Annotated in this window: 8 protein-coding genes; 2 read left to right on the forward strand and 6 right to left on the reverse strand. The window is 44.0% G+C overall.

The window, feature by feature from the left end; genetic code table 11:
• Positions 1-99: 99 nt before the first annotated feature.
• The 3 genes from GTQ48_RS00230 to GTQ48_RS00240 all read right to left on the reverse strand — a co-directional run bounded on the left by GTQ48_RS00230 (position 100) and on the right by GTQ48_RS00240 (position 5,386).
• A complete protein-coding gene (locus tag GTQ48_RS00230) occupies positions 100-1,077 on the reverse strand; it encodes a DUF1852 domain-containing protein (RefSeq protein ID WP_163104327.1) in 978 nt (325 codons plus the stop codon).
• A 243-nt stretch (positions 1,078-1,320) separates the two neighbouring features.
• Positions 1,321-3,918, reverse strand: coding sequence for a TonB-dependent receptor (locus GTQ48_RS00235; protein ID WP_163104329.1), 2,598 nt, complete (start codon positions 3,916-3,918; stop codon positions 1,321-1,323).
• A gap of 256 nt (positions 3,919-4,174) precedes the next feature.
• Positions 4,175-5,386: an ROK family transcriptional regulator gene (locus GTQ48_RS00240; protein WP_239059938.1), complete on the reverse strand. Its 1,212-nt coding sequence runs from the start codon at positions 5,384-5,386 to the stop codon at positions 4,175-4,177.
• A 183-nt stretch (positions 5,387-5,569) separates the two neighbouring features.
• Between GTQ48_RS00240 and fucP the strand changes: the two genes are divergently transcribed.
• Entirely contained in the window at positions 5,570-6,844 is a 1,275-nt protein-coding gene (fucP, locus tag GTQ48_RS00245) for an L-fucose:H+ symporter permease (RefSeq protein WP_163104331.1), read from the forward strand.
• A gap of 240 nt (positions 6,845-7,084) precedes the next feature.
• Entirely contained in the window at positions 7,085-10,225 is a 3,141-nt protein-coding gene (locus GTQ48_RS00250) for a VPS10 domain-containing protein (protein WP_163104333.1), read from the forward strand.
• An 83-nt stretch (positions 10,226-10,308) separates the two neighbouring features.
• Here the strand turns inward: GTQ48_RS00250 and GTQ48_RS00255 are convergent, their stop codons facing one another.
• The 3 genes from GTQ48_RS00255 to GTQ48_RS00265 form a co-directional block, all read right to left on the reverse strand.
• The gene (locus GTQ48_RS00255) at positions 10,309-11,394 is read right to left on the reverse strand and encodes a HupE/UreJ family protein (RefSeq protein ID WP_338023267.1); all 1,086 of its coding nucleotides are present in this window, start codon (positions 11,392-11,394) and stop codon (positions 10,309-10,311) included.
• 89 nt (positions 11,395-11,483) lie between these two features.
• On the reverse strand, positions 11,484-12,677 hold the full coding sequence (locus GTQ48_RS00260; protein WP_163104337.1) for a hypothetical protein: 1,194 nt from the start codon (positions 12,675-12,677) through the stop codon (positions 11,484-11,486).
• Positions 12,678-12,806: 129 nt separating this feature from the next.
• A complete protein-coding gene (locus tag GTQ48_RS00265; RefSeq protein ID WP_163104339.1) occupies positions 12,807-13,334 on the reverse strand; it encodes an Ig-like domain-containing protein in 528 nt (175 codons plus the stop codon).
• Positions 13,335-13,338: the final 4 nt, after the last annotated feature.

Genomic DNA, 13,338 nt, shown 5'->3' on the forward strand with positions numbered 1-13,338 from the left:
CCATAGAAGAGTAAAACCTTTAGAAGACTAAAAGGGCTACAGAAATAGTGAAAATGAGAAAATCGACAGCGAGCTAGCTGGCTCAAGGCAGCTTGGCCTTTACCAAGCGCATTGTCGTGACCATTGGGTCAGTGCACTTTGATAAGGTTTAATAAACTTTTCCTCAACAAACTTGCCTTGCTCCACTGCCAGTTGAGAACGTTCATCTCTATCGTAAACAATTCGGGTAATTGAATGATCTTTGTGATTGAGGTTCGGTTGATAGTGTTTACCCGCGACAGCGTTCGCGTTATAAATTTCAGGCCGATAAATCTTTTGAAACGTCTCCATTGTGCTAATAGTGCTAATAAGTTCTAAATTGGTGTAGTCGTTTAGTAAGTCGCCAAAGAAATAAAAGGCAAAGGGGGCAACGCTATTAGGCGGCATAAAATAGCGCACGTTCAGTCCCATCTTTTTAAAATAGCTTTCGGTTAATGAGGTCTCGTTAGGCGTGTATTCTACGCCTAAAACGGGATGCTCATTTTCTGTTCTGTGATACACCTTGTTGTCTGACACGCTGATGCATATTACTGGTGACTTCGTAAACTGCGCTTTGTAGGCTTTAGAGTGTACGAAGTGCTGGAACAGCTTTCCGTGCAGCTCGCCAAAGTCATCAGGCACACTGAAATGCGACTGTCCTTCGTTGTGATTAGACAGCACCACACTGAAGTCATAGTCGCGTATATACGATGAGAAGTTGTTGCCAACAATACCTTGCGAGCGTTTGCCCGTTTTAGTGTCAACAATATTGGTTTGAAGAATTTCAATGGTTGGAAAGCTCATCCCGTTGCCCTCGACATCCACATCAACCGATATGATATCAAGCTCAACAGTGTATCTATCTGCAGCAGCATTATCCCAAGTAGCAAGTGCGTTAAATCGATTGTCTATCATTTGCAGTGCATTGCGCAGGTTGGCTTTTCGTTGCTTACCTCTTGCTAAATTAGCAAAGTTTGTGGTTACCCGAGTATGGTCAGAAGGCTGATAGTCTTCATCAAAACGAGTACGAGTAATAGTAAATTCAAATTCCTTAGTCATCGCGGTGTTGGCTCTATGTTTGGTGCTGAAAACAATAAACATGTTATACGCAATTGAAACCATGAATAAAAATGACTTAATTTCATTTTTGTATGAATTTAATTCATTATTTTGTGGTTGGTTGGAAAGTAGCGCTGGCCATAAGGGCGATAATAAGAGGGGATATTAAGAAGGAACATTAACGGGAATATAAAGATGAGAAGCCTGCCTAACAGGCAGGCTACTATTTTTGCGAAACTTGCTTTAGAAACGCTTACCCACGCTCACTGTAAAGGTACGAGGAAGCACTACTCGTGCGTTAAATGTTGTACTTTGGCCTGCAACTGTTTCGCCTGCTCGAGGATCACCTTCAGATAAGCCTTCAGAATTATTAATATTTTTCACATCAGCTCGAACGTAGTAGCCATCTTCATTTTCAATAGCGAAGCCTAAGTTTAGCATTCCGTAAAATGGCAGTTCTGCAGTATTCGCGTCGTCCGCATAGCGTTTACCACTCCATGAGTAAGTCGCGTTGATACTTGCTACGCCCCAAGCAAAATCTTCGAATTCATAGCTACTAGTAAGCTGTCCAAAATGCTTGGGAACTCGCACTGGCATATTGCCATTAATATTTACTGTATCAACATTACCATCGCTATTAATAAACTCGGCTGCAGGGGTATTAACAAATTCTGGATCTTGATACGTGGCAGATAAGCCAACGCTCCATCCTTCTGTTACTTGCAAGTTGAATTCAGCCTCAAGACCCAATGTTTCGGTATTGCGGAATGCTTGGCGTTGTACAACCTGATTATCTACCACCGTAGGAACGTTAAAGAATAGGTCGTCTGCCGCAGCATAATAACCTGTTAAGAACGCTGCAACGTCGCCCGAGTTATATTTGAAGCCCAGCTCGGCCATTACTGTGGATGCAGGCTGTGTTTCCCGACGTTCAGAGCGATTAAACTCGTCTATCTCCTCTTGACTCGAAAGGTCTGTAATCGCCATATATTTGTCTACATCTGGCATACGGAAGCCATCTGCATATCGCGTAAATACAGCAAAATCTTCATTTACTATATAGTTTGCGGCAACTGTCCACGCTAATTCGTTGTATTCAACATCAAAGTTTCTGTATGTCCCAGCACCAAAGGGAAGAATGATATTGCCATTCACTGCATCCGAGTCGGTTGTAAAGCTGCTAATTTCATAATTACCCGGATCTTCCGCTTCACCATTGGCTCTCAATGTTTCATATCGCGCACCAAGGTTTAAGGTTAAATCATCTATCTCATATTCAAAGTCTGCATAAGGAGCAATGGTTGACTCATTATAAACAATGTTAGCGAAACCATGAGAACCGGCTTGTATGCCTTTATAGGTGCCACTTGCAATATCATTTCCCTCGGCATCTATGAAGGCGATATCGAGGCGTTGCGGTAACGGCTCAACAGATTGCAGCGTGTTAATGCGATAGTCAGTTACATGTCCATTTATATTTGATACGAACAAACCGAATGTAGAATAGAAAGTACCCTCATCAAAACCTTCATAAATATGGCGCATTTTTGTTTCGTTTTGTAAGTTGTCTCCTTCAAAACGGCGATGCCAGAATCCAGCATTAATACCAAAACCATTGGTGTTAAAGCTATCTACATTACTGTTGTTCGCTAACTCAAATCCGGTACCAGCGTCGACGACTCGGTAATTTAATTCACCACCAAATACCGCGTCGGCAAGTGCCTGCTCGTTGGTATCAAAAATAGCCTGTGCTTTTCCAGAAAGTGATTCAGCATTGCCTACGTTTATTATGCCTGTAAAGGTTGTCAGCATATCCGTGTAGCGAACTTGGTTTGAGAACGTCCAAGCATCATTAAGCTCTACTTCCGTCGTATTACCGAAATAGGTAACGTCGGCGAAGTTACCGTCGGTAACATCTAAGTCTATATCGCCACTAGGCGTGTTCGCCAAGCGCAGCAGGCGCGCACCTGCAGAGTTACCTGTTGTGCCGTCACGAATATCCATACCACCAGGGATCGTTTGAGCATCAGTTGTAGAGCCTGTAAGTGGTTGGGGAATGAAGAAAAACGACTTATCGTTTTGTTTATTAAACTCGAACCGAGTAAAGCCGCTCGCGTCTTCGAAAAAGTATTTTACATTAGCGTTTAGTTCTCCACCTTGGTTGGCGGTATAGCCTGGGTCGCGAGCAGAATCACCTTTTCGATACCACCCGCCAATGGCATAAACGGTTTGGTCGTTAATTGAGCCACTCACCCATGCTTGCGCACCTAAGCGGTTGTTACTGTTAGTTTCAAAAAATACATCGCCTTCTGTATCGTCACCGCCTTCACGAGATAAAAAGTTAATAAAACCAGCAGGTGCACTACCTACGAAAATGGAGGATGCACCGCCTCTAATGGCTTCAACATTACCTATAAAATTAGAAAGGCGAGTAAAGCGGTCGTTTTGTGAAAATAAAACATCTTGGTTATAAAAGACCGTCATGCCATCGCGAAGTAGAGCGGTAAATTCAGTTTGCGTTGAAAGAGGAAAACCACGAGGAGCCACGTTGTTACCTGTTTCACCACCTGTGTCTTCAGCATGAAATCCAGGAATGCTGCGAACTAATTCACCCACACTATAAGGTGCTAAACGCTCAAGTTTTTCTTCGCCAAACGTTGTCATAGCGTTTGTCGATTCAATTTTTTCTTTTGGTCGAGACGTACCCGTAACAATGATTTGCTCAAAATCTAAGCTGCTAGGTTTACTGGCTTCTTCCTCGGCGGTTTGTGCTATGGATGATTGTGAAATAGACGCAGTGACGGCGGCCGCGATAAGTGTAATTTTGGTTGAGCATTTCATAGTGTGTCCCTCTTAAGATTAATTTCTTAGTGTTAGTAAATCCTGTTAATTGAAAATATGTCTTTGTGTTAACAGTGGTAACAAGATTGTTAACGAAATGTAGATTAATGAAATTAATAAATCAACTAATATTATTTAATATTTTTTGGACTAATTTATTTACCGTTATCGCAACAGTTTTGACATCGGTGGAAAATACAAAGAAAACAAGCCGCGTTATGCGGCTTGCCGGTGGTAAATAAGAGAAGGTAAAGGCTTAGTTAAATAAGTTTTGGCTGTCTTGAGAAAAGTTGACTAATAACGGTAGGTTAGCGCATCCGATGGACTGAGCTTTACCGCCGATAGTACCATTCACTATTTGGCAAGGAGATAGGCCTCTAGTATCGGCTAAACTGATCTTCTCGGCGGTAGCCCTAATTATCTTTTCTCGAACTGAGACCGGGATCGCGCCGTCAATCACAATAGCTTCAAAATCAAAAATAGCCATAGAGCACAATGCTGCATAAGCGAGACCATCAGCCACTTTGTCTATCCAGTCGTCAAGGGTTGGGCCTAGCTCTCCCCAATATTCACTGGATTGCCAAAGTGCTTTTCCATCGTAGCCGGCATCGGCTAACATCTTTTCAAGAATATACAACGATGATTGCATGATAAGTTGCTGTGAGGAGAGTTGCCCTTGTTTGTTTAGTATTGGCTGGGGCAACGAACCAATCGCACCAGCGTTACCCCTTGTACCTGTGAGGAGAGAGCCGTTAATAACCACTCCTCCTCCAATGAAGGTGCCAATAAAAACGTACATAAAATCATTAAAATGACCAGGGTTGCCGAAACTCAACTCTGCAGAGCAGGCTGCAGTGTCATCGTTGCATACATATACTGGCAAGTTGATAATACTCTTGATTCCTTTTGTGAAATCAAAATCTCGCCATTCATCAAGAATATTAGAAGGCGCACCAGCCTCTTCAGCCCAGCTCCATATTTCATAGGGGGTTGCCACACCTACACCCATTATTCTCTCTCGTAGCTTGTCGCTTAAACCCAGTGTTAAGGCCTCAATGCCCTTTTCTAAAAACGATAATAATTTTGTAACGCTGGGGTATTGGAAGTTTTCATGAAGCGTGGCGCGAACATTGCCATTTAAGTCAATTAATGTCAGATCGAAGCTTCGTCTTCCTACCTTTAGTCCAATACCAAAAGCACCCTCTGAATTCAGCGAAAAGGGCACTAGAGGTTGACCTACCCGGCCCCGCTGTGGCGTTTTTCGAACTAAAAGTTCTTCTTCTTCTAAGCGCTTAATTATTACCGTGACTGCTTGTGCAGAAAGTCCAGTTCTATTGGCGATTTCGGCTTTTGGCAATGCGTTGTGTTGACGAATCAGAGACATGATTTTGCGCTCATTTTGCATTCTGAGACCAGATTGGCCTCGGCTGTTGCGAGACGATTGCTGAGATTTTATTTTATCGGTCATTATGCTTACTTCAACGGTAGGGAGATTGAAAATACCACACACAAGGTAAGTACTGCTCTATGAAAATAGGCTCGTTAGGTTAATCCGGAGCTAATCAATTAAATAAATAAAGTTGATTTATTGACACGGTATTTTTTTGTTGTTTAAATGCGTTAACCAAAAATTAACATGCGACCGTAACCCATGCAACAAAAAGCCCCCTTAGTTTCCCGTGATATGTTACTGCCTTTTATTCTCCTTACGGTGTGTTTTGCAGCGTGGGGGACTGCAGCAAATATGACCGATCCGCTGGTTAAAGTGTTCAGTAAAATTTTTACTATGTCGTCACTTCAATCGGCTCTCGTTCAATTTTCTTATTATGGTGCTTACTTTTGTTTGGCGATCCCTGCTGCATTCATCAACAAGCGTTTTTCCTATAAAACAGGGGTACTGACAGGCTTGGGGTGTGCCATCGTTGGTGCATTTATGTTTTACCCTGCAAGCCAGATGATGACGTATGGCTTTTTTCTCGCTGCGCTTTTTATTTTAGCGGGTGGGTTATCGATATTAGAGACCTCAGCAAACCCTTATGTTATGCGTATGGGAAGCGAAGTCACGGCAACGCGCCGTTTAAACTTTGCTCAATCATTCAATCCCGTTGGTACTAACTTAGGAGTGTTTTTAGCAGCAACGCTCATTCTTCCCCAATTAAACCAAGCAACAGCCGATGAGCGAAGTAACATGAGTGCTGATCAACTCGTTGCGGTAATGAGTGCTGAACTTGAGGCCGTTATGGTGCCCTATGTGGGGTTTGCATGCGTGTTGGTGGTTATTTGGATAGCCATTGCCATGATGAAAACGCCCGCAGTTTGTCAGGCTCAAGAGACGAGTAATAAGGTCGATTTTAGGGCCACAATGGGAAGGCTTTTCAAAAATCGCCACTATCGCTTTGGTGTAGTGGCGCAGTTTTTTAATGTAGCAGCACAAACTTGTGTGTGGACCTTTACTATTCAATACGTAATGGAAGCGAAAGGCGGAGATGAAATATCTGGTGGGACTGTGTTGCAATACAGTATGTTGGTTTTCCTTGTTTCGCGTTTTGTAATGACATGGATCATGGGCTTTATTAGGCCTGCGGCTCTGTTAACCGTTATGTCTACTGTGGCTACGTTACTGTGTCTTTGCATGATTGCCATGCCTAATGATACAGGCGTTTGGGCGCTTATTGGTATTTCGGCTTGCCTATCACTCATGTTCCCAACTATCTATGCCATTGCATTACACGGATTAAAAGATGACGCTAAATTTGGTGCGGCAGGATTGGTAATGGCTATTCTTGGTGGGGCACTTATTCCACTTATTCAAGCGGCACTGATTGATAACTACAGCACAGCGCTATCCTACATTGTCCCCGCGGGTTGCTTTTTAATCGTTGCTTCTTATGCCGTTTTCGATCTTAGGTCAAAGCAAAGAGCGTAACACGTTGCCGTGCTGGTACGTTGAAGGTCCAAGGGGGCTTCAACGTGCCGCGCATTAAAACTCTATAGCCCAATACATATTCACATCTTAACATTATTGTATATTTGCTTATTCAAATTCCTCACCAAAGTCATTGCCTTAACGCTACGCTGGCTGCAATATAAAAGCTCATCGTTACAAAACATCAAAAAATAAGCATTTCCACTTTTGAAAATAATAACCAAAATAAGGCGTTCAGCAATGATATTACGGCGAACATTAGCTGCTTTAATTGTGTCTATTACCACACTGCTAAGTACATCATTTTCAACCAGTGCATTAGAAGAAACCGTCAGCGCAGAGCTTTTCGACAACATGGAGTACCGATTTATTGGTCCATACCGCGGCGGTCGCTCTGTCGCTGTTGCCGGAGTTGATGGGAAACCTCAACTTTATTACATGGGCACAGCAGGTGGAGGGGTTTGGAAAACCACTAATGCGGGATTGTCGTGGAAGCCAATTTCGGATGAACATTTCGCTGTAGGGAGCATTGGTTCTATTGCCGTGGCACCTTCCGACCCCAACGTAATTTATGTTGGCACTGGCGAAGGGCCTATTCGAGGCGTTACCACAAGTCATGGCAAAGGCATCTATAAATCTACCGACGCAGGTGAAACATGGAAGCTGGTTGGATTAGACAATCGGGGTCAAATTCCAAAAATACGCATACACCCTTCGAATCCAGACGTTGCTTGGGCTGCGGTTCAAGGCAATATTTGGGCTCCCAACGAACAGCGCGGTATTTTCAAAACCACTGATGGTGGTAAAACCTGGCAACACGTATTAAAAGTGAATGGCGAAACAGGGGCCGCGGATTTAGCCTTAGATCCGTCTAACCCTAGAGTGCTGTACGCCAGTATGTGGCATCATGGCAGAACCCCTTGGTTTATAAAATCTGGCGGCGATGGGGGCGGCATTTATAAGTCTATTGATGGCGGTGAAACCTGGGAGCAGCTTGAAAAAGGCTTGCCTACGCTCATTGGCAAAGTGGGAATTGATGTATCACCATCAAACCCCAAACGACTCTACGCCATTATTGAAGCCGATGAGGGTGGCTTGTATCGCAGTGATGATGCTGGGGCTACATGGGAGTTAATGAATGGCGACAATATTCTTAAAGCCAGGGCGTGGTATTACAATCATATCAAAGTAGACCCTAACGACGACAACACGCTTTATGTGATGAACGTTCAGCTACACAAATCCATCGACGGTGGCAAAACCTTTGAAATAAGGTCGCTGCCTCACGGTGATACCCATGACATGTGGATTAACCCAGAAGATAGCTTAAACATGATCAATGCTAACGATGGCGGCGCAACCATCACCTTTGATGGCGGAGAGTCGTGGTCGAGCATTTACAATCAACCTACCGCACAATTTTACCGTGTGATCACAGATAACCTTAAACCCTACTATGTGTATGGTGGCCAGCAAGACAATACCACCATGGCGACGCCCTCTGCTACCTTCGATAGCGGCATTGGTATAGAGGAACAGTTTGCCGTTGGCGGTGGTGAGAGCGCTCATATTGCGTTTAATGCTGACGATCCTTCGCTTATATACGCGACTACCATTAACGGTACGCTTACTGAATTTGATAGAAGCAGTGGGTTAACCCGTCCTATCATGCCTTACCCTGAATACGTGTTTGGTCGTAATGCAAAAGACCAAAAGTATCGCACTAATTGGAATGCGCCGGTTTTAGTATCAACACACAACCCTGATACGGTGTATTACGGAACACAGATGATATTAAAAACCACTGACAGAGGCGTAAATTGGCAAGAGATTAGCCCCGATCTTACCCGTAACGATGCTGAAAAGCAGGGGCTAAATGGCGGTCCTATTACTAACGAGCAGGCGGGCGCTGAATATTATAATACGGTTTTCTATATTGCTGAATCGCCAACAAACGCGGGAGAGCTTTGGGTAGGTGCCGATGATGGTAAGCTGCATCTCACTAACGATGAAGGCAAAAACTGGACAGATATTACGCCCCATAAAAAAGAAGCGCAGGTAAATGCCATAGAGCTAAGCCCTCACGCTGAAGGAAAAGCCTACGTAGCAGTGACTGGTTACAAGCTTAACGACTACAGCCCATATATTTATAAAACGACAAATTATGGTAAACGCTGGACGCGCATAGACAAAGGCTTACCCGAAGACGCTTTTGTGAGAGTGGTTCGTGAAGATAGTCAGCAAGAAGGTATGCTGTTTGCCGGCACAGAAAGCGGAATGTTTATAAGCTTTGATGATGGTAAAAATTGGCAAAAGCTGTCGCTCAACTTACCGCCGGTGGCAATAACCGATCTTAAGGTAAAAGGCGATGACTTGGTGGTTGCTACTCAAGGGCGGGGCTTTTGGATATTGGACGACATAGCGCCACTTCGCGAGGCTAACAATACATTGGTTGATGAAGTGCTGTTCCAGTTTAGCCCTGTTGATGGGGTACGCCTTTTAGCTGGAGGCAATATCAGTGGTCAATTAGAAGCAGAAAACCCTGCGAGAGGGGCTACATTTCGCTACTTCTTAAATGAGGCATTAGATGAAGATGAAACCCTTCGTATCGATATATTTGATGCCAATAACCAACTGGTGCGCACGTTATCTTCTTCAGCGAGTGCGTTTGAAAAATGCGCTAAAGGTAATGAAGATATTCGTAGCCCGCTGAAATTTACATATCCATCTACCGATGCTGGCTTTAACACTTTTGAGTGGGACTTACGTCGTCAGCCCCTTAATTGTATTGATAACGTAACGTTATTCGGTGGTTGGAATGGCGCGAGAGTAATGCCAGGGGAATACAAAGCAACCATCACGGTTGGCGATGTGTCGCAAACCCGCCCCTTTAATGTGTTGCCCGACCCAAGGGAGAATACTCAGCCTGCGGAATTACAAAAAGTAGAGCAGAGTATTCAGGCGAGTGAAGATGTGCTCAATGAATTATTCGCCCACCTTCAAAAAGCGCGTGATGTCCGTGACCGGCTTAAGCATGTGGCAACGTCTAACGTCATGCTAGCGAACGATGTGTCAACATCCATCAAAAGCATTGTGAGTGAAATAGATGAATGGGAATCGTTAGTTATTCAGCCCAAACATCAAACCTTCGAAGACGACATTAATTGGCCAAATATGCTCGACAGACAAGTACGATTTTTAATGGATAACTTTGATAGAACGGGGGCGCCAGCGCAAGCCGGCGCGCTTAAGCGGTTAGACGACCTTGAAACAAAATGGCAGCAATATAAGTTGAAGCTGCAAACCTTATTTAACGAGCGAATTGCGCCTTTAAATGAAAAGCTTTCTAAGCAAGGCGTGTACGATTTAGAGAGTTTGTAAAAGCGTCTAAGTTGCACAAGGCTAAAAAGAGAGAAACGCCCCCGTTTGAAATAAATATCAAACGAGGGCGTTTTCTTTTAACGCTACCAGCGCTGTAACGTCCAGTTTAATGCAATAATCGCGATGACTGATGAGGCGATAGGCATGATGGTTTTGGCATACACATGCCAGTTTCGCACTAACACCAGGAGGGGCAGCAGTAGGGATACGATGGCGAGCTGCCCAACTTCAACGCCAATATTAAATGCGGCCACGCTCATTACTAGGCTGTTCGATTGTGCGTTTAATTCTGCAAACACGCTTGCGAAACCCATGCCGTGAAGAAGACCAAAACCAAAGGTTAAAAAGCCGAGCCTAAATACCACTGGGAATATATTGTTCAGTGCCGTTAGCATAACGGAAATTGCAATGCCCAGCTCTACCCACCTGCTATTTAGCGTAATGATATCAAGGGCAGTCGCGGTAAGCGTTATAGAGTGGGCTAGGGTGAAGGCACTCACTAAAATTACCGTGCTTTTAACAATATCGCGCTTCTTGTCCTCTTTTTTCCACGTGCGTTGATGTCGAGCTAGGTTCACAGTAAGCAAGGTCGCCACGAGAAAAAGAATATGATCCAGGCCAATAAAAATATGCCAAATGCCTTGGTAAACCATTTCAAAAAATTGCGACGCGGTAGACAGTGCTTTAGGCGACAGGGTAAGTATGCGTTTGTCTTCGGCAATCACCGATGTCAGGGTTTCATCTTGCACATTTACCGTAGTAAGAAGCTTATGGGTTGGCGATATGTCGAAAATGCCCTCGTAGCTAATGCTGATTTCTCTGCTATCTTGACTGCTGTCTTCACTGCTTTCTTCAGTATTGCGCGCTTGGCAATTAACTGACAAAGGATAAACGATAAGAGATTCGGCGGAGATAGAGCGCATGGTAGGAGTTGCAGCAGAAACAGGGCACTTGCCGCTTCCCTGTTTTATCTGTAGCGCGTTGGCAATATAAGCGGCAGCCTGTTGTTGATTGGCTAACACTTCACTCCACAATAGCTTGCCGTCATTATTGGTGTCTAAATTGGCGGCTTGGCCGATGTCTTCAGGCTTGAGTAATAACTCACCCTGAAACACGCCAGCTTCCTGCTGGTTCAGTGTAAGATAGCCACTGCTCAATTCATGAGACACGCATTGTGTGCTAAAAAAAATGAAGAAAAATAATACTACTCGTTGCATAACCTAGCTTTAACTCCGTTAGCTTAACTGTAAAAAACGCCCTAGCTCTCAGTGATTTGAGATGTCTGAGAGACCTGAAAGATCTGAGAAGCCTGAGAGCCATGTGTGGCTTGGGCAGCTTCTGCGTCCTTCGCGCTCAGGGCCTTTTCCGCTCGTTTCAATAAATGTTCATCGTGTTTGGTTTGGGCATATTCCCAGTTAAGACGAGCAAACTTTAGCGCTAGCTGTGGCTGATAATCTACATCGAGGTAATAGCTTGCCACTTGGGCAGCATGTGATGTGTCCTCTCGCCATGCCCTTATTTGCATACGCTTGCTTAACAGGCGCATCTCTTTTGTGTCATCGAGGTTAAGGGCCTTTTGCGCTTTTACCCATCTTAGTAAAAGTGCATCGTCTAAGCGGGATATATTACTGACTTCTTGGCCAAGCACTGTCGTTATAGTGTCATATTGCCCCGTCGCATAATGGGCATCGGCCCATGTTATCAAAGCACTTACTGGCAGCGTTGATAAAGTAAATTCTGATAGCTGCTGAACGGCAAGATTTGGCTTCTCAAGTGCTAGCGCCATGCTTGCTAGAGTTTCTCTAAACCATATATATTCAGCTTCATTAATCGATTCAGCATTCGTAAGTGATGAGTATCGCTCAAACTTTTGCAGCTTGTTATATACATCTTCTGAAGGCGCTATGGAAAAATCGGCATTTAACACACAACCAAAAGCAAGAAGAAAGCTGGTTTTGCCCATTAGCTGTTCGCAGTGTTGTTTAGCCTTGTCGCCTTGACCTCGCTGAATGTTGATATCTGCCAGTAGTAACTGCGCAGCTCCAGAGTGCGTGGTATCAATGGTATTAAGATGTTGAAGGGCGTCATCGAATTTATGTACGCCTTGCATCAACCTGGCTTCGAGAATTACCAGACGCTGTCGCTGCTCGTAACTAAGCTTTGTCTGTGATGAACGAAGTCTACTTACGAACTGGGTAACTTGCTGGCGCTCATTTCCCGATGCTGATAAGAAACGACTTGCGGTCAAAAGTTTCTCTGCATCAGAAATAGTAGAAAGTGTTGTGGTAGTAGGTTGCCAAGTGGCAATGATGGTGTCTTTAGATACTTCTTGTGTAGCGTTGTTAATTACAGGTTCTGCATTCACTATTGTTGGCATTGAAAGCAGTAATGAAGCGCTTGCAGTAATTAAAAAACAACAGAAAGTGACACATGAAGGTAGAGGATTGAACATGAAATTTCCCTAAAAAAAAAGGCCATCCTTGGCCTTGCGGTTATGCTCTTTTACAACGATTTATTAATCAGTCTTTTTGTTACGTGCTATCAATTAGATTATTGTTTAATCTAATTGATAAAAGACTATTTAATCGATTAATAAGTCGTCAAATGCTGCATCATCAGCATCCTGAGTAAACTCCCGTCCATTGACTGGAAGAGGCTCATCAGTTGGCGCTTGATTAAACGCCGCTCTGGTATAGCTTGTCACTGATAGTTGCTGAGCTTCAATGGTCACAGTGACCGTTCCAGTCACCTTCTGATTAAAGCTATCGCTAACACTAAAGGTAAAGCTGTCTGAGCCTGTTACCTGAGCGTTAGGCGTGTAGGTGAAACTACCGTCTGCGTTTACAGCGGCTGAACCTAACGAACCATCTTCTTCCAATGCAAACGAAAGCGGATCGTTTTCAGGGTCCGACGCGCTAAGCATCCCTTCAAATGCAATGTCTGCCTGCGTTGTAAGCATGTCATCTACTGCAACAGGTGCTTCATTGATTTCGGGCGCGTTGTCATCATCATCACTATCAAAACAACCTGATAGGGCTAGTGCTAAAGATGTAGCGATCCAAATTCGATGAATGCTTCTATTTGATTTTTTCTCAATAGGTTTATTCATAGTT

Origin of the sequence: Alteromonas genovensis, assembly GCF_010500895.1 — a bacterium.
In the GTDB taxonomy this organism is placed as follows: domain Bacteria; phylum Pseudomonadota; class Gammaproteobacteria; order Enterobacterales; family Alteromonadaceae; genus Alteromonas; species Alteromonas genovensis.

What these genes read in the sequence shown, in the direction of transcription:
- GTQ48_RS00230 (WP_163104327.1), bottom strand. Translation starts at nt 1,077, where the DNA reads ATGACTAAGGAATTTGAATTTACTATTACTCGTACTCGTTTTGATGAA.
- GTQ48_RS00235 (WP_163104329.1), bottom strand. Translation starts at nt 3,918, where the DNA reads ATGAAATGCTCAACCAAAATTACACTTATCGCGGCCGCCGTCACTGCG.
- GTQ48_RS00240 (WP_239059938.1), bottom strand. Translation starts at nt 5,386, where the DNA reads ATGACCGATAAAATAAAATCTCAGCAATCGTCTCGCAACAGCCGAGGC.
- fucP (WP_163104331.1), top strand. Translation starts at nt 5,570, where the DNA reads ATGCAACAAAAAGCCCCCTTAGTTTCCCGTGATATGTTACTGCCTTTT.
- GTQ48_RS00250 (WP_163104333.1), top strand. Translation starts at nt 7,085, where the DNA reads ATGATATTACGGCGAACATTAGCTGCTTTAATTGTGTCTATTACCACA.
- GTQ48_RS00260 (WP_163104337.1), bottom strand. Translation starts at nt 12,677, where the DNA reads ATGTTCAATCCTCTACCTTCATGTGTCACTTTCTGTTGTTTTTTAATT.
- GTQ48_RS00265 (WP_163104339.1), bottom strand. Translation starts at nt 13,334, where the DNA reads ATGAATAAACCTATTGAGAAAAAATCAAATAGAAGCATTCATCGAATT.